Origin of the sequence: uncultured Roseobacter sp. (assembly GCF_947493125.1) — a bacterium.
Taxonomy (GTDB): Bacteria; Pseudomonadota; Alphaproteobacteria; order Rhodobacterales; family Rhodobacteraceae; genus Roseobacter.
In genome coordinates this window covers 414,784-431,141 of the sequence record NZ_CANLQB010000004.1, presented here as the reverse complement: position 1 = coordinate 431,141, position 16,358 = coordinate 414,784, and the positions used below count along the sequence as shown (strand labels likewise).

The following is a 16,358-nucleotide window of genomic DNA, read 5'->3' as shown; positions in this document are numbered from 1 at the left end:
GAACCTTGCCAAAAGGTTAACGTGCACTCAGCGATTGTAAACCGCACGCCGTTGATGCGTTGCATGCTCGGCGGCTATTAACTAAGACCGTGCCAAACCTCCGAGCCGCAGGATTGCCACCCCCGACATGGATGCGCCACTCCAGACCTCCTTCCTCGTCCGTCTCGCTGAGACAGACGACGATCTGAAGGCGGCGCAAAGGCTGCGCTACGAGGTCTTTGTCGAGGAACTCGGCGGCGGCGGGGCTTTGGTGGATCATGCCGCGCGCCTTGAGAGAGACCGCTTTGACCCCTTCTTCGATCATATGCTTCTGTGGGACGAGGCGCGCGGAGCTGTTGTCGGTGTCTACCGCGTGATGCGTCAGGATCAGGCCGAGGCGGCAGGTCAGTTCTATTCGTCTGATGAATACGACCTCTCGGCAATCCTGCAGTCTGGCCGCCGGGTTCTCGAACTGGGCAGGTCCTGCGTGCATCCGGACTATCGTGGCGGCATGGCCATGTACCATCTGTGGAGCGGGCTGGCGCGCTACATCGCGCGACATGAGATCGAGGTGCTCTTTGGCGTGGCAAGCTTTCACGGAACCGATGTCGCCCGGATCGCCGAGCCTCTCGCGCTGCTGCATCACCGCCACCTCGCGCCTGATGACATTCGGGTCCGGGCGCAGCCCCACGCGTTCCAGCGGATGGATCTGGTGCCGGAAAGCCAGCTGGACGCGCGGCGGGCGATGCTGTCCATTCCCGCTCTGATCAAGGCTTACCTGCGGCTCGGCGGGTTCGTGGGCGAAGGTGCGTTCATTGATCACACGTTCAATACGACAGATGTGTGTCTGATCCTCGATACCGCACGGATGAATGCACGCCAGGCGCGGCTGTATCAGGGGGCAGGCGCATGAGCACCACCTGGTTCGGCGATACGCCACCGCCGAAGCCGCCACGGACCGCCGCTGGGTACGGGCTGGCCCTAGTGCGGGGGCTGCCGCTGGCGCTTCTTGTCTTCGGGGGACTGGCGGTCTTGCTGCTGGCCCGGTTGGTCGAGCGCCCGTTTTTCGGAGCAGCGCGGCCCATCACGCCCTTCATCACCGTCTTCGTCTGTCGAAATGCCCTGCGGATCATCGGGCTCGCGCTGGAGGTCGAGGGGACGCCGATGAACGGGCCGGGCGCGGCGGTCGCCAATCACTCCAGTTGGCTCGATATCTTTGTGCTGAACGCGTCCAAGCGCATCTATTTCGTCTCTAAATCCGAAGTGGCGCAATGGCCAGGGATCGGCTGGCTGGCGCATGCGACGGGCACGGTGTTCATTGATCGCGACAGAGCCCAGGCCCGTGCGCAGGCTGTCGTCTTTGCCGAGCGGCTGGTCGCGGGACATCGCCTGTTGTTCTTTCCCGAAGGCACGAGCAGCGACGGACGGCGGGTTTTGCCGTTCAAGACCACTCTCTTCGCCGCCTTTTTCGCACCTGCCTTGCGCGACAGCCTCGGGGTCCAGCCGATCTCGGTGATCTACAAAGCACCGCAGGACGCCGACCCGCGCCTGTACGGCTGGTGGGGCGACATGAGCTTTGCCGGCCATCTCGTCACCATGCTGGCACGGCCGCAGCATGGCACTGTCGAGGTGGTCTATCACCCGCCGATCCGGGTCGCTGATTATCCGGATCGCAAAGCGCTGGCCGCGGCTTGCGAGGCACAGGTGCGCGCGGGCTTTGAGCGACGGGCCGGGCGGGTGCCGCCCGACCTCGAAGGCTCAGTGGAAGAAGGCTGAATCCGGTACAAGCTCCAGCCCGTCGCTGTCGGGGCCCCATTCCATCATCAGACAGGCTGTGCCTTTGCGCTGGAAATAGGTGGCCTGCAGGGGATAGTAGCCCGCTTGCGGCACATCGACTTCGATCTCGCCAGCATACCCGCAGGAATGCACCTCATCATAGTCTCCCACGATCTCGCCACCGATGCTGATCTCCAGACCGTCGTTGTTCAGAAAATCCAGGACGTATGTGCCTGGCGCGTCGAACTTGATGTAGCCCGAGATATCCGCGGCGACTTTCATCGCCTTGCCGGAGGTCAGGGTTTCATCGCCCTCGGTTGTGTCGTCGTATGACAAACCTGCAAGGGGCGGGCCGTCGACCGTCTTGCGCTTGAGCGCGTTGCGGGCGTCCTTCACGGTGCGCACGTCACCGGGGAACGCATACACGACCGCCAGGCCGGGGCTCAGCTCTGCGGCGGAGGGTTGCGGATCGGCTGGGCTGAGCGTCACTGTCTCGGCAACAGCCAGTGCTGGCAATACGATTGAGACCGCAAAAGCGGCGGGTTTGAGAAAGAAGGTCATGGTCACTCCCGGTTGTTCTTCGTCTCGTGATCCGGACCTCGCAGGGCCCGGTTGGCTGCGATACTAGAGTGCGCTGCGGACCGGTGACAAGAACAGGCTGATCACTTCGTAGATGCGCTGTTGAATTGGCCTCTTGCGATCTGCGCGGGCGTGACTTATACGGCGCGGACTGAAACCCGCAGGCGGGGTTTGGGCTCATTGGGGGAGACATCCCCGAGGGTCCGCCGGTTGGCAGAGATCTGTCATGCCCCCGCCGAGGATAAAACCGGAAAGGTAGACACGACATGGCTCTTCCAGAGTTCACCATGCGCCAGTTGCTTGAAGCAGGCGTGCACTTCGGCCACCAGACACAGCGTTGGAACCCGCGTATGGGTCCGTTCATCTACGGCGCGCGCAATGGCATCCACATCATGGATCTCACACAGACCGTGCCGATGCTGGACGCGGCGCTGAACGTGATCCGCGAAACCGTCGCCAAGGGCGGCAGCATCCTGTTTGTCGGCACCAAGCGTCAGGCGCAGCAGCCAATCGCGGAAGCTGCCGAGAAATGCGCGCAATACTACATGAACCACCGCTGGCTGGGCGGCACGCTGACCAACTGGCAGACCGTCTCGCAATCGATCAACCGTCTGAAGGCGATTGACGAGCAGGCGGAGCAGGGCTTTGCCGGGCTGACCAAGAAAGAGCGTCTGGGCATGGAACGTGACCAGGGCAAGCTGCAGGCGAGCCTCGGCGGGATCCGCGAAATGGGCGGCCGTCCCGACCTGCTCTTCGTGATCGACGTGAAGAAAGAAGCGCTGGCCGTGGCCGAAGCCAACAAGCTGGGCATCCCGGTTGTGGCCGTTGTGGACACCAATTGCGCGCCCGACGGCATCGACTACATCATCCCCGGCAACGACGATGCGGCCCGCGCCATTGCGCTTTATTGCGATCTGGCAGCCCGCGCGGCGCTTGACGGTATGTCCGCGCAACTGGGGGCCGCAGGCGTTGACCTGGGTGAGATGGAAGAAGCACCTGTCGAAGAGGCCGTGGCCGAGTCGACCGGTGTCGAGGTCGGGGACGCATCCTCCGAGACGGTCTCCAACGATGCGGTTGCGACCGATGCGCCTCTGGATATCGAGTCCAAGGAAGAGACGGTCGAAAAAGCGACAAGCTGAGCCGCGTCACACGCATGACATATGGGGCAGGGATGACCTGCCCCGGCACAAGAAGATTCCAAAGGAGAACCTCAGATGGCGATCACAGCATCTATGGTCAAAGAGCTGCGCGACACTACCGGCGCAGGCATGATGGACGCAAAGAAGGCGCTGACCGAGACCGACGGCGACATGGAAGCCGCGCTGGATTGGCTGCGCACCAAGGGCCTTGCGAAGGCTGCGAAAAAATCCGGTCGGACGGCGGCGGAAGGTCTCGTCGCGGTCAAGGTCAGCGGCGGTCACGGTGTTGCGGTCGAGGTGAATTCCGAGACCGATTTCGTGGGCAAGAACGCAGAGTTTCAGGAAATGGTTGCCGGCATCGCCGAGGTCGCGCTCACCGTCTCTGATGTCGAGGCGCTGAAGGAAGCTGACATGGGCGGCACATCCGTGGCCACCGTGGTCACCGACAAAATCGCGACGATTGGTGAGAACATGTCGGTGCGCCGGATGTCGGCCATAGACGGTGAGACCGTTGTCTCTTATGTGCACAACGCCGCCGCCCCCGGTATGGGCAAGATCGGTGTTCTCGTCGCTCTGAACGGGGGCGATGAAGCCTTCGGCAAGCAGGTCGCCATGCACATCGCGGCGGTCAACCCGGCGGCGCTGTCTGAAGACGATCTGGACCCGGCGGTTGTCGAAAAGGAAAAGCAGGTTCAGATGGACATTGCGCGCGAAAGCGGCAAGCCCGAAGCGGTGATCGAGAAGATGATCATCGGTCGCATGAAGAAGTACATGTCCGAAGTGACTTTGCTGAACCAGTCTTTTGTCGTGAACCCCGATCTGACCGTGGGTGAGGCGGCCAAGGACGCCGGTGCCACCATCGGCGGCTTTGTCCGTCTGGAAGTGGGCGAGGGCATCGAAGTGGTCAAGGAAGACTTCGCTGCCGAGGTTGCGAAGGCTGCAAAGGGCTGACGCAATTCCACAGTCGGAATTACAAGGGCGACGGGGTTCCGTCGCCCTTTTCTTTCAGGGGCTTACACGTCGGTATTAATCTTCGACGTGCGACTTCATCGCGTCCAATGCCAAGGTGTATCCTTGCGCCCCGAAACCGCAGATCAGGCCGACCGCCACCTTGGCGATGTAGGATTTATGCCGAAACGTCTCCCGCGCGTGGACGTTGCTCAGATGCAGTTCGATGGCGGGCAGTTCGACCGAGGCCAAGGCATCCATCAGCGCGATGGACGTATGGGTGTAGGCGCCCGCATTCAGGATGATGCCGTCCTGCACACCGCGCGCGGCGTGAATGGCATCGACCAGCGCCCCCTCGTGATTTGACTGCAGGAACGTGACCGTGCAGTTGGCGGCGTCTGCCCAGGCTGTGCACATTCCCTCGATATCTGCGAGCGTCGTTGCGCCATAGACCTCCGGCTGCCGCGTCCCGAGGAGATTGAGGTTCGGCCCATTCAGGATCAGAATTGAGGTCATAAGTGGCTCACATGCAAGGATTTCCCTTGCATAGACCGTTGCAGGGCGTGCTGTCCAGCGGGCCCGGCCCCTCACCCGGCGACCGTGTCCTCCTTGCCCGTCCCGGCCGGGAGCGCATGCAGCCCGCCTAGGCCCCGATGGCTGATGCAAGGGGATCAGCGTCTGGGCCTCCGCATATGTCCTCGAAAGCGTCACCGGTGGCGGTTCAGTGTACGATCGGAGATCAGCAGGTCCCGCGCGCGCGGGGTAATCCGCACGGGTCAGGGCACCAGCTTGGCAAGCGCCTTGATCAGGTCTTCTCGGGAGGCGGGTTTGGTCAGAACTTGGCGACCGTCCAGATCCGCCGGCAGGTCTGCCAGTTCCCCGTAGCCAGACACAAAGACGAACGGCACCTGCTTCTCGGCCAGCTTGCGCGCGACTTCGATACTGGTCTGGCCACCGCCGAGATTGATGTCGAGCAGGCCGAGCGCCGGGGATTCGATGCCGATGTAGTCCAGCGCTTCCTCCGCCCGCGCGACAATCTCGCTGTTGGGAAAACCGATGGTCTTCAGATCTTCGGCGATCCCATTGGCGATGACAAAATTATCTTCTAAAATCAATATGATGCCGTTTCTTAGAGGAGCCGGTATATTGGTGATCGTTTCGTCTGCGACCGCTGCCTTGATCTCGTCTCGGTCCGGTTTCGCGTCGAGCATCTTGTGCGGGATGGTCAGATGCGCGCGCACGCCGGACGGCGCGTAGTCGAGATCCGACGAACCGCCCAGTTCATAGGCAATCGCCTGGGTGATCAGGATCGAGCCGAAGCCGACCACATCGGGTTTCACGACAGGCGGGCCACCGGATTCGACCCAGGTCAGCTCCATGCCCGCTTCCGTTTCCGCGAGTGCGACGGCAATGCGTCCGCTCGCGGTCGACAGCGCGCCATATTTCACCGCGTTGGTCATCAACTCATGGATGGCAAGGGTGAAGGTGGGCGCCAGATCGGCGCGAATGTAGAAATCCGGACCTGTGATGGACAGCTGACTGCCAGCGTCATCCCCGTAAGGCGTGTTTTCAAGCTCGATAATCTTGCGCACAGAGACCGACGGCAGGGCAGAGCCTGCACCCAAATCATGCGCGGCGGCCAGCGCCTTGATCCGCGCCTCGAGCGCCTTGCTGTAGCTCTCCAGGGAGCTGTTGGAGCGCCGGGCCTGCCGTGAGACCGACTCGATCAGGGTGAGGATGTTGCGGACCCGGTGATTCAGCTCTCCGATCATCAGCATTTGCTGGCGGCTGAGATCATTCATGAAGGCCTGTCGTTCGGCGGCATTCAGAAGCGGCCAGAGCAGCTGTGCCAGATGTTGATCCTCGGGGGACCAGGGCTCGGACTGCCCTTCGATGCTCTCGAGATAGGTCGCAAAGCTGCCCCGGGGTTCGAGGCGCGCGTTGCCGTCCACCTGATGCAGGGCCTTTGTCGGATTGCCGGCCCAGGCGACCGATTGCTCGATCACCGGGCGGAAGAAGGCCAGGCGCCGGTCGTGCGGGCCGTGGATGACCAGCGCGCCGCCGAGACCGCCGAAGCCGTCTCGGTGATCTGGAAAGGCGTCGCGCAGCGCATCGGTCGTATAGAGCGTGCCGGTGGCATTGGGGGGCGCCTGAACCAGCGCCGCGAGCGCTGCTTCTGAGGGGGTCTGCCCGTAAGTGTGGGTGCGCGCGCCAGAAATGATGGCAAGACCCGTGATGTTCAGAGCCTCGCACAGCTGCTGGCCAAGCCCCTCCAGCACCTCTTCAATCTCGGTCTTTTTGTCGAGTTTGGCTTGGATATCGGTCTGTAAGCCATTGATCTTACGTGCAAGTGTGAGGCTGGTGCGATCGCGGATCTGGTTCAGCTTGAGGCAGAACACCGGCAGGAAGGCATCGGCCAGCATCTGCCGGATCTCGGGGGACGAGACCTTGGGCTGCATGTGGTGGAACGAGATGATGCCCCAGAGATCGCCGTCCAACACCACGGACAGGGTCATCGTCGCATCCGAGCCCATATTCCGAAGGTATTGCAGATGCACTTTTGACACCCCGCGCAGCTGAGCAAGGGAGATGTCGAGGGGGGGCAGGTCCGCGGTGGCCTGTAGAATCGGGACGGGATCATCCGCGATGTTCGCAATCAGACGCAGGGGCACCCGGCTCATGATGTCGCGGGCCTGCTTCGGGATATCCCACTTTGGGAAGTGCAGCCCTTCGAAAGATTCGAGACCCGCTCGGCGCTCTTCGGCCAGAACCTCGCCATGGCCAAAGGCATCCAACCTATAGATCATGACGCGGTCGAACCCGGTCAGATGCCGCAGCAGCCGGACCGTGAGGCGGAACAGGCTTTGCTCGTCCGTGCAGGTCTGGATTTGACTGACGAGTTGGGCTTGCTGAAGCAGCATCTCCGGCGAGCTCGAGGGGGTTTCCGAGGCGTCTTCGATCTCGAGCACGAGGCGACCGGCGCAGTGGGTCATGTGCACGGCCCAAGCGGCCTCACCGTTCTGCCAGACACCGGCGAACTGGCGACGGTCCGGGCTGTCGGCGGATGCCAGAGTGTTCAGGCAGGCATGCCAGATCTCCGCGCCCAGAAGGTCGCGCACCGTCCGCCCCATGATGTTTGTGTCATCCTGTCGAAAGAGCGCTGCGCAATTGGCACTGGCATAGAGGACCTCGCCGCTGCGTGGCTCAACGCCCAGAAGGTAGCCGATGGGCTGAATGATGCCCGGGATATGGATCTGCTCACGCTCGCATTCGGCCAGTGCCTCGCGGATCTTTGCGTCATCCATGGCGTCGCTCATGCCCGCTGCTCCCTCAACACGGACGCCGGCATCCGCTCCGGTGCAGGGGCGCCGGTCTTGATGATCTCGAACGTCTCGACGGCACCGCGCAGCAACTCCGGCGCGCCCATCGGCAGGTCGTCGAGTTGGTCGAAGAAGCTGCGCAGCTGACCGGATTGCGCAAAGGCGCGGCTGGTCTCCAGGTAAGAGCGCGGCCAGCTGGCCTGGAGATATCCCTTGGAGATCAGAACGCTGGCCCCAAGGGTCGAGCCGTTCAGCACGTAGCCGACGCCCCAGGCATACAGCGCGCTCATCCTCTGTGGAGGATGTTGTCGCGGGAGACGGTGCTGCAAGTCGCGGCAGAGCGCGTCAATGCGTGCCTGCTCGCTCAGCTGTGCCGCGGTATCCCCGCGACGTCTCGCGGCGGGCAGCCCCAGGCGCGCATGAGCCTGCAGAAGGGCCGAGAGAAAGCCGCGATAGCTGTCCTTCGAGCGAAACGCAGCTGCCGGCATCCACATCGCCTCGGCGTCCTCATGCAAACCGCGGGTCGCGTCGCGCAGCCAGGAACGCGTGCTCGGACCCGTCATATCTGGTATCGGACACGCCTGCATGTCTGTCTCCGAGTGAAGTTTCCAAGAAAATAGTCCCCACACGTTAAAGGAGTGTAGGGGCGCCGTCACGGTCCTATAAGGCGTTTGTGGCGGGCGAGTGCAACCGCCAAAAGCGATCTGGAGCAGATTTGAACGACTGGGGATCGAAATCGCCTTACGCCAAGGGGGGGCGGACCTCAGGGGCAGGTCAGAGCGGCAGTTCAGAGGTGTCCTTGATCTGTTCCATCACGAAGCTGGCGGACACGTCCGAGAGGGGCACCCGCTGGATCAGCGACTGATAGAGGCGGTCATAGTCGGCCATGTCCGCCACCTGCGCGCGCACCAGATAGTCCAGATCGCCGCTCATCCGGTAGACGCCCAGCACCTGGGGCAGGGACCGGGTGGCTGCGCGGAACTTGTCCAGCCAGTCGGGGGCGTGCGCATTGGTGCGGATCAGGATGAAGACGGCGAGCCCCAGCCCGCATTTCACCGGGTCGAGCACGGTGACGCGGCGCGCGATCACGCCCGCTTTTTCAAGCGCCTTGATCCGTCGCCAGCAGGCATTGCGGCTGAGGTGCACGGCCTCGCCCAGGGTGTCGAGCGGCGTGCTCGCATCTTTTTGAAGCAGCCGCAGCAGCTTTCGGTCGATTTCATCAAGTGTTATCATCAAGGGACATTATTTGAGATCTTGTCCCGTTATCAATCCATATTTGGCAACAAATTGGGATTCAGTCTCAGGGCCCCGATGATAGCTTGCGCAAAACGTCAAGGAGCCCGCCATGTTTCAACGCATCTTTCTTGCCCATCCCGCAACCGTGGATGAGAGCTTTGGTCAACACATGCTGTTCGCCCTGCGATTTGCCGCGGCGCTGATGGCGGCGGCGGGGGCGGCGCTGGTGCATGCGTTCATCCCGTGCCTCTTCGAGAAGACGGCGGGCCGGATCGTCACCGGGCTGCACCAGCGGCTCCACGCGCGCGGGCACTGACACGAAAAAGGGCCGCATCTCTGCGGCCCTTAGATCCGGTGTGACGGTGGCTCAGCCTGCCAGCGCCTTGTTGAGGTTCTCGTCGACCTTCTCGAGGAAGCCCATGGTGGTCAGCCACTTCTGATCGGGGCCCACGAGCAGCGCCAGGTCCTTGGTCATGAAGCCGCTTTCCACGGTGTCGACAATGACCTTTTCCAGCGTCTCGGCGAAGTTCAGCAGGGGCGCGTTGTCGTCGAGTTTCGCGCGGTGCTTGAGCCCGCCGGTCCAGGCGTAGATCGAGGCGATGGAGTTGGTGGAGGTCTCCTCGCCTTTCTGGTGCTGGCGGTAGTGGCGGGTGACGGTGCCATGCGCCGCTTCGGCTTCGACGGTCTGGCCGTCGGGCGTCATCAGGACGGAGGTCATGAGGCCCAGCGAGCCGAAGCCCTGCGCCACGGTGTCGGACTGCACGTCGCCGTCGTAGTTCTTGCAGGCCCAGACGTAGCCGCCGTTCCACTTCATGGCGCAAGCCACCATGTCGTCGATCAGGCGGTGCTCGTAGGTGATGCCAGCGGCTTCGAATTTCTCTTTGAATTCGGTGTCATAGATATGCTGAAACAGCTCCAGAAAACGCCCGTCGTACTGCTTGAGGATTGTGTTCTTGGTGGAGAGATAGACCGGCCAGCCGAGCGACAGGCCATAGTTCATCGAGGCGCGCGCGAAGTCGATGATGGACTGGTCGAGGTTGTACATCGCCATGGTCACACCGGCACCCGGCGCGTCGAACACCTCTTTCTCGATCTCGGTGCCGTCTTCGCCGACGAATTTGATCGTCAGCTTGCCCTTGCCCGGGAATTTGAAATCGGTAGCGCGATACTGGTCACCGAAAGCGTGGCGCCCGACCACGATGGGTTTGGTCCAGCCCGGCACGAGGCGCGGCACGTTCTTGCAGATGATCGGCTGGCGGAAGATCACGCCGCCAAGGATGTTGCGGATGGTGCCGTTGGGCGAGCGCCACATCTGTTTCAGGCCGAACTCCTCGACCCGCGCCTCATCCGGCGTGATGGTGGCACATTTCACGCCGACGCCGTGTTCCTTGATGGCATGGGCGGCATCCACTGTGATCTGGTCGTCGGTTTCGTCGCGCGCCTCGATCCCGAGGTCGTAGTATTTCAGGTCCACATCCAGATAAGGCAGAATGAGTTTCTTCTTGATGAAATCCCAGATGATCCGGGTCATTTCATCGCCGTCGAGTTCGACGACGGGGTTGTCCACCTTGATCTTGGTCATGGAGCGCTCCTGTTTCGGGTTCGAGTCAATTCGCGCGCGGTGTAGCGCAGTTGGCGCCGGTTTGAAAGCCTGTATACAGATGTATACCGAAAATATGCCGACTGGTTTGCGCCGGGCGCCCGGCTGGCCGGGGGCCCCGCAAAACAGCTGTCGGTGGCCTGTCGGTATTGCGTCGGTAAAACGTCGGTATCACGTCGGTGCGCGGCGTGCGGTGGGGTGAGCCCCCGTTAACCCCCCGCACGCGCAAAAAATGCAGCGAGCCGGGGGCGCAGCCAGTCCCAGAGCACCGGCGCGCCGCGCCCGATCGGAGTGCCGACGCGGGTCTCCATCTGCGCCATGGTGACGTTGTACTCGGTCCACGATCCGCCGCCGTTCTGCAGATTGGCGAGCGGTGTCGAGAGCCGGTCGATGGCCTTGGCAAAGCGCGCATCCGGCGTCTCGGCGGCTTCGAACTCGTCCCAGAGCGCGCGGTAAGCCGCGGCCTGATCGGCAGGCAGCAGGCCGAAGAGCCGGTCGGCGGCGGCCTGTTCGGCGGCCTCCTGCGCGGCCGCATCCACCGCGCCATGGATCGGCGTGTCGCCCGCGTCGATCTCGACCAGATCGTGGATCAGCAGCATCTGCAGCGCGCGGGTGGCCGAGACGCCCTCGGGCGCGTGCTCGGCCAGAACGAAGGCGTGCAGCATCACGTGCCAGGAATGCTCGGCGGAGTTCTCGAAGCGGCTGTCGTCATGCAGGCGCGAGGCGCGGACGACGGATTTGAGCTTGTCGGCTTCGTTCAGGAACGCGATCTGGGCGGAGAGCCGGTCAGCCACCCGCGGGTGGCTCCTGGCGCCGCGCCATGTCGTCCTTGAGCGATTTCAGAAGCTCGCGCGCCCGCTGTTCGGCCCGGCGCACGCGCACCGCGGTGAGGTAGGCCTCTTCCATGGTCTGCGACGAGCCACCGATGGTGTCCGCGATGCGCTGCACGAAGGCGTCGTCGCCCGTTGCGTTGATGATCTTGAGGCTTTCCAGCGCCAGTTCGTCCGCGACGTCTTCGACAATGCCCATGGGGTCACCTCGTTGTTTCGGTCAGCCGCCGCTTCACATAGGCCGTGGTGGTGTCGATCAGCGTCTCCAGATGCGGCTCTTCAAAGAAATGCCCGGCCCCGTCCACCTGTTCATGGGTGATGGTGATGCCCTTCTGCTCATGCAGCTTGGAGACCAGCGATTCCGTATCGCTGGGCGGCGCGACCCGGTCGGCTGTGCCGTTGATGATCAGGCCCGACGCGGGGCAGGGCGCGAGGAAGGAGAAGTCGTACATGTTGGCGGGTGGCGCCACCGAGATGAAGCCGGTGATCTCGGGCCGGCGCATCAGAAGCTGCATGCCGATCCAGGCGCCGAAGGAAAAACCGGCTACCCAGCAGTGTTTGGAGTTGTTATTCATCGACTGCAAGTAATCGAGCGCCGATGCCGCGTCAGACAGCTCGCCGATCCCCTGGTCATATTCCCCCTGGCTGCGCCCGACCCCGCGGAAATTGAACCGCAGCACGGTAAAGCCCATGTTGTAGAAGGCGTAATGCATCCGGTGCACGATCACGTGGTTCATGGTCCCGCCGAATTGCGGGTGCGGGTGCAGGATGATGGCAATGGGCGCGTCGCGCTCTTTCTGGGGGTGGTAGCGGCCTTCGAGGCGGCCTTCGGGTCCGGGAAAAATGACCTCGGGCATGGGCGTCCCTGTAACAATGTTCCAAGGCGCGAGCGTGCAATCTTGACGGCTTCGCTCAGGCTCTTTAGAACGGTTCTAAATCGTGCGCACTGCGCGTGTCGGAGTGCGAAAACTGGACTTAGGCTTTTAATGGGCCGACGTCAATCATTGCGGGTCTGGCCTGCTGCGGGAGGATCTCGGGCATGAAATTGTCGACCAAGGGGCGCTATGCGATGGTGGCACTGGCCGACATCGCGCTGCAGCCCGAAGGCAGTCTGATCACCTTGAGCGAGATCGCCGAGCGGCAGGCGATTTCCCTGCCCTATCTGGAGCAGCTCTTTGTCAAGTTGCGGCGGGCGGAACTGGTGACGTCGGTGCGCGGACCCGGGGGCGGCTATCGCCTGGCCCGCCCAGCCTCGGACATTCGGGTCGCGGATGTGCTGGCGGCGGTCGATGAGACGGTGGATGCGATGCACAAGGGGGCAGGGGCCTCGGGCGGCGCCTCGGGCAGCCGCGCGCAATCGCTCACCAACCGGCTCTGGGAAGGGCTGTCGGCCCATGTCTATGTGTTCCTGCACCAGACGCGGTTGTCGGACATTGTGGGCAATGAGCTGGCACCGTGCCCGGCGGTGCCGAGCCTCTTTGCGGTTGTGGACGAATGAGGGGGCGCTGCCCCCGGCGCTGCGCGCCTCCCCCGGAGTATTTTTGGAAGGATGAAGGGCATGGGCCGCGTTTATCTTGACCATAATGCGACGGCGCCGCTGCGGCCCGAGGCACGCGACGCGATGATCGCGGCGATGGATGTGGTCGGCAACCCATCCTCCGTGCACGGTGAGGGCCGCGCGGCGAAGGCGCTGGTGGAGCGTGCACGCATGCAGGTGGCGGAGCTGGTCGGGTGCAGCCCGGGTGAGGTGGTCTTCACCTCCGGTGCGACGGAGGCGGCGGGCCTCGCCATTCCGGAATCTGCGACCGTCTCGAGCGCGGGCATTGAGCATGACGCGGTTTTGTCCTGGGTGCAGCGCGATGGCGTGGACCTGACGCATCTGCTGGACGTGGACGCGGACGGTGTGCTGACCGGGACGGCGCAGGGCGCGGGCTTTGAAAACAAAATCTGGGATGATGTGGTCGCCCTGCAGGCCGCCAACAGCGAAACGGGCGTGTTGCAGGATACCATGCCCCATGCGCAGGCGCTCCGGGCGCTGAAGCGCGATGTGCTGGTGTTGGTCGACGCGGTGCAGGCGCTTGGCAAGGTGCCGTTTTCCTTCGCGCGGTCGGGTGCGGACCTGGTGATGGCCTCGGCGCACAAGCTGGGCGGACCCAAGGGCGTCGGCGCGCTGATCGTGAAACATGGGCTCGACGTGACGGCCCGCATTCGCGGTGGCGGGCAGGAGATGGGGCGCCGCTCGGGCACCGAGAACGTCATTGGCATTGCCGGATTTGGGGCCGCCGCAGAGGCTGCAACACGAGATGTAGCGGAGGGCCGCTGGGATGGGGTCGAAAAACTTAGAAAGATTCTAGAAAACACTCTTGCAGGGGAAGCCAAGGAGACTATTTTTGTCGGGAAAGGTGCGAACCGCCTGCCGAACACCTCCTGCTTTGCCACGCCCGGCTGGAAGGGCGAGACGCAAGTGATGCAGATGGATCTCGCGGGATTTGCCGTCAGCGCAGGCTCGGCCTGCTCCAGTGGCAAGGTGCGCGCCAGCACGGTGCTCCGTGCCTTGGGATACGATGACGAGACTGCCAGCAGCGCCATCCGGGTGTCGCTGGGGTTGGAGACAACAGAGCAGGACGTGCTGCGGTTCGCCGACGCCTGGCTTGCACAGGAACGTAAATTTCGCGCCCGCGCGGCGTGAGTTTTGGAGGGAAAGATGGCAGCTTTTGATCAGTCGACCGCTGAGGATGTCCGCGTCAAAGAGGGCGTGGACCAAGAGACCGTGGACGCGGTGCGCGAGGTTGGCGGCAAGTACAAATACGGCTGGTCGACGGATATCGAGATGGAGTATGCGCCGAAGGGCCTCTCCCCCGATATCGTGCGCTTGATTTCCGAGAAGAACGAAGAGCCGGAGTGGATGACCGAGTGGCGGCTTGCGGCCTATGATCGCTGGCTGCAGAAGACAGAGCCGAAGTGGGCGATGGTCGATTACCCGGAGATCGACTTTCAGGACCAGTATTATTACGCGCGGCCGAAGTCGATGGAGGTGAAGCCCAAGTCGCTGGATGAGGTCGACCCAAAACTGCTGGAGACCTACAAGAAGCTTGGCATTCCGTTGAAGGAACAGATGATCCTCGCGGGTGTCGAGGGCGCTGAGGAGCTGGGGGATGCACCGCGCAAGGTGGCTGTGGATGCGGTGTTTGACTCTGTCTCTGTCGGCACGACGTTTCAGGAAGAGCTGAAAAAGGCGGGCGTGATCTTCTGCTCCATCTCCGAAGCGATCAAGGAGCATCCGGAGCTGGTGAAGAAATACCTCGGCACGGTCGTGCCGGTGTCGGACAACTACTATGCGACGCTGAACTCCGCCGTTTTCTCTGATGGCTCGTTTGTTTATGTGCCGCCGGGCGTGCGCTGCCCGATGGAGCTCAGCACCTATTTCCGCATCAACGCGGAGAACACCGGCCAGTTTGAACGCACGTTGATCATCGCTGACAAGGGCTCTTACGTCAGCTATCTCGAAGGCTGCACCGCGCCGCAGCGCGACATTGCACAGCTGCACGCCGCCGTGGTCGAGATCATCGTGGAGGAAGACGCGGAGGTGAAATACTCCACCGTGCAGAACTGGTATCCGGGCGATGAGAACGGCAAGGGTGGCATTTACAACTTCGTGACCAAGCGGGCCGATTGCCGGGGGGATCGCGCCAAGGTGATGTGGACGCAAGTCGAGACGGGCTCGGCTGTGACCTGGAAATACCCTTCCTGCATTCTGCGCGGGGACGACACGCAGGGCGAATTCTATTCGATTGCCATCGCCAACAACATGCAGCAGGCCGATACCGGCACCAAGATGGTGCATCTGGGCAAGCGCACGAAGTCGCGGATCGTGTCTAAGGGCATCTCGGCGGGCAAGGCGCAGAACACCTATCGCGGGCTGGTGTCGATGCACCCGAAGGCGAAGGATTCGCGGAACTATACGCAGTGTGACAGCCTGCTGATCGGCGGGGACTGCGGCGCCCATACGGTGCCGTATATCGAGGTGAAGAACAATTCCTCCCGCGTCGAGCATGAGGCGACCACCTCCAAGGTGGATGACGACCAACTCTTCTACTGCCGCTCGCGCGGCATGGACGAGGAGGAGGCCGTGGCGCTGGTGGTCAACGGGTTCTGTAAGGACGTGCTGCAAGCGCTGCCGATGGAGTTCGCCATGGAAGCGCAGCAGCTGGTTGCGATTTCGCTGGAGGGGTCGGTTGGTTGATCGCTTGTTGGCGTGGGAGCAAGTCTTCCTCGACATGGGTGGTCTTAAAGCCGCCCTGTTTGGTTTGGCGGTTGGCATCACGCTCTCGGCTCCAATGCTGAGTGGTTTCGGAGAAGGTTGGATGTTCTTACCCTTCCTGACGTACTTCCCAGTGCATGGTTGGTTGACCGTCTCCCTCCTTCTAGTCTTGTTCTCTGGGTTCGAGCGAGAACGAATACTGCGCGGTTCCGGCCATGGTGCGGTTAACGCATTCTTTTACCGGATCTTCTCGCCCTTCGGTCTGTTCTGCTTGGGCTGGTTTTACTCGTTCATGACGATTGGTTTTCTGACGGGGGCATGGGAATGATCCTGACCACCACAAACAGCGTCGAAGGGCACAGTATCACTGCCTACAAGGGCATCGTCGTGGGCGAGGCCATTATGGGCGCCAACATCGTGCGGGACTTCTTTGCCTCCGTCACGGATGTGATCGGCGGGCGCTCGGGTGCTTATGAGAGCAAGCTGAAGGACGCCCGCGACGAGGCGATGGCGGAAATCGAAGACCGCGCCGCGGCCATGGGCGCCAATGCGGTCGTGGGGATCGACCTCGACTATGAGGTGATCGGGGATTCCATGCTGATGGTCTCCGCCTCCGGCACCGCCGTGGAGATCACCTGAAGACCCGAACACAACACACTGACAAAGAACACTTTCCGCGCCGCGCGGAGC

At 62.5% G+C, this 16,358-nt stretch carries 19 protein-coding genes; 10 read left to right on the top strand and 9 right to left on the bottom strand.

Annotated features, from left to right (window positions below):
• Positions 1–127 precede the first annotated feature (127 nt).
• Both Q1A71_RS11245 and Q1A71_RS11240 read left to right on the top strand, forming a co-directional pair.
• Complete coding sequence (locus Q1A71_RS11245) at positions 128–892, top strand: GNAT family N-acyltransferase (RefSeq protein WP_299675566.1); 765 nt, start codon at positions 128–130, stop codon at positions 890–892.
• Positions 889–1,755 carry a lysophospholipid acyltransferase family protein gene (locus Q1A71_RS11240; RefSeq protein WP_299675563.1) on the top strand — a complete coding sequence of 289 codons (867 nt, stop codon included), beginning with the start codon at positions 889–891 and terminating at the stop codon, positions 1,753–1,755. Before Q1A71_RS11245 ends, Q1A71_RS11240 begins: the two co-directional genes overlap by 4 nt.
• On the opposite strand, the gene Q1A71_RS11235 is transcribed toward Q1A71_RS11240, so the two are convergent.
• On the bottom strand, positions 1,738–2,316 hold the full coding sequence (locus Q1A71_RS11235) for a PA14 domain-containing protein (RefSeq protein WP_299675560.1): 579 nt from the start codon (positions 2,314–2,316) through the stop codon (positions 1,738–1,740). The genes Q1A71_RS11240 and Q1A71_RS11235 overlap by 18 nt on opposite strands.
• Positions 2,317–2,600: 284 nt before the next feature.
• Between Q1A71_RS11235 and rpsB the strand changes: the two genes are divergently transcribed.
• On the top strand, positions 2,601–3,473 hold the full coding sequence (rpsB, locus tag Q1A71_RS11230) for a 30S ribosomal protein S2 (protein WP_299675557.1): 873 nt from the start codon (positions 2,601–2,603) through the stop codon (positions 3,471–3,473).
• Positions 3,474–3,548: 75 nt separating this feature from the next.
• Positions 3,549–4,424, top strand: coding sequence for a translation elongation factor Ts (gene tsf, locus Q1A71_RS11225; protein WP_299675554.1), 876 nt, complete (start codon positions 3,549–3,551; stop codon positions 4,422–4,424).
• Positions 4,425–4,499: 75 nt separating this feature from the next.
• On the opposite strand, the gene aroQ is transcribed toward tsf, so the two are convergent.
• The 4 genes from aroQ to Q1A71_RS11205 form a co-directional block, all read right to left on the bottom strand.
• Positions 4,500–4,937 carry a type II 3-dehydroquinate dehydratase gene (gene aroQ, locus Q1A71_RS11220; RefSeq protein ID WP_299675551.1) on the bottom strand — a complete coding sequence of 146 codons (438 nt, stop codon included), beginning with the start codon at positions 4,935–4,937 and terminating at the stop codon, positions 4,500–4,502.
• 260 nt (positions 4,938–5,197) lie between these two features.
• Entirely contained in the window at positions 5,198–7,738 is a 2,541-nt protein-coding gene (locus Q1A71_RS11215) for an HWE histidine kinase domain-containing protein (protein ID WP_299675548.1), read from the bottom strand.
• Positions 7,735–8,304, bottom strand: a complete 570-nt coding sequence (locus Q1A71_RS11210) for a biliverdin-producing heme oxygenase (protein WP_299675545.1) — start codon at positions 8,302–8,304, stop codon at positions 7,735–7,737. Before Q1A71_RS11210 ends, Q1A71_RS11215 begins: the two co-directional genes overlap by 4 nt.
• A 211-nt stretch (positions 8,305–8,515) precedes the next feature.
• Positions 8,516–8,974 (bottom strand): Lrp/AsnC family transcriptional regulator, encoded by a 459-nt coding sequence (locus Q1A71_RS11205; RefSeq protein WP_299675543.1) that lies wholly within the window; start codon positions 8,972–8,974, stop codon positions 8,516–8,518.
• 112 nt (positions 8,975–9,086) lie between these two features.
• Here Q1A71_RS11205 and Q1A71_RS11200 point away from each other — a divergent pair, with 112 nt between their 5' ends.
• Positions 9,087–9,293, top strand: coding sequence for a DUF6356 family protein (locus Q1A71_RS11200; protein ID WP_299675540.1), 207 nt, complete (start codon positions 9,087–9,089; stop codon positions 9,291–9,293).
• Positions 9,294–9,344: 51 nt separating this feature from the next.
• Here the strand turns inward: Q1A71_RS11200 and Q1A71_RS11195 are convergent, their stop codons facing one another.
• The 4 genes from Q1A71_RS11195 to Q1A71_RS11180 form a co-directional block, all read right to left on the bottom strand.
• Complete coding sequence (locus tag Q1A71_RS11195; RefSeq protein ID WP_299675537.1) at positions 9,345–10,559, bottom strand: NADP-dependent isocitrate dehydrogenase; 1,215 nt, start codon at positions 10,557–10,559, stop codon at positions 9,345–9,347.
• A 227-nt stretch (positions 10,560–10,786) separates the two neighbouring features.
• The gene (locus tag Q1A71_RS11190) at positions 10,787–11,371 is read right to left on the bottom strand and encodes an HD family hydrolase (protein WP_299675534.1); all 585 of its coding nucleotides are present in this window, start codon (positions 11,369–11,371) and stop codon (positions 10,787–10,789) included.
• Positions 11,364–11,606: a hypothetical protein gene (locus tag Q1A71_RS11185; RefSeq protein ID WP_299675531.1), complete on the bottom strand. Its 243-nt coding sequence runs from the start codon at positions 11,604–11,606 to the stop codon at positions 11,364–11,366. The genes Q1A71_RS11190 and Q1A71_RS11185 overlap by 8 nt, the downstream gene beginning before the upstream one ends.
• 4 nt (positions 11,607–11,610) lie before the next feature.
• Complete coding sequence (locus Q1A71_RS11180; protein WP_299675528.1) at positions 11,611–12,264, bottom strand: alpha/beta hydrolase; 654 nt, start codon at positions 12,262–12,264, stop codon at positions 11,611–11,613.
• A gap of 182 nt (positions 12,265–12,446) precedes the next feature.
• Between Q1A71_RS11180 and Q1A71_RS11175 the strand changes: the two genes are divergently transcribed.
• Genes Q1A71_RS11175 through Q1A71_RS11155 form a run of 5 tightly spaced genes read left to right on the top strand, consistent with a single transcriptional unit; the run spans position 12,447 to position 16,307 of the window.
• Positions 12,447–12,905, top strand: a complete 459-nt coding sequence (locus Q1A71_RS11175; RefSeq protein ID WP_299675525.1) for an Rrf2 family transcriptional regulator — start codon at positions 12,447–12,449, stop codon at positions 12,903–12,905.
• A gap of 60 nt (positions 12,906–12,965) precedes the next feature.
• Positions 12,966–14,096 carry a cysteine desulfurase family protein gene (locus tag Q1A71_RS11170; RefSeq protein ID WP_299675522.1) on the top strand — a complete coding sequence of 377 codons (1,131 nt, stop codon included), beginning with the start codon at positions 12,966–12,968 and terminating at the stop codon, positions 14,094–14,096.
• Positions 14,097–14,111: 15 nt separating this feature from the next.
• Positions 14,112–15,650, top strand: coding sequence for a Fe-S cluster assembly protein SufB (gene sufB, locus Q1A71_RS11165; protein WP_299675519.1), 1,539 nt, complete (start codon positions 14,112–14,114; stop codon positions 15,648–15,650).
• Complete coding sequence (locus tag Q1A71_RS11160; RefSeq protein WP_299675516.1) at positions 15,643–15,996, top strand: hypothetical protein; 354 nt, start codon at positions 15,643–15,645, stop codon at positions 15,994–15,996. The genes sufB and Q1A71_RS11160 overlap by 8 nt, the downstream gene beginning before the upstream one ends.
• The gene (locus Q1A71_RS11155; RefSeq protein WP_299675513.1) at positions 15,993–16,307 is read left to right on the top strand and encodes a YbjQ family protein; all 315 of its coding nucleotides are present in this window, start codon (positions 15,993–15,995) and stop codon (positions 16,305–16,307) included. Before Q1A71_RS11160 ends, Q1A71_RS11155 begins: the two co-directional genes overlap by 4 nt.
• The last annotated feature ends 51 nt before the right edge of the window (positions 16,308–16,358 follow it).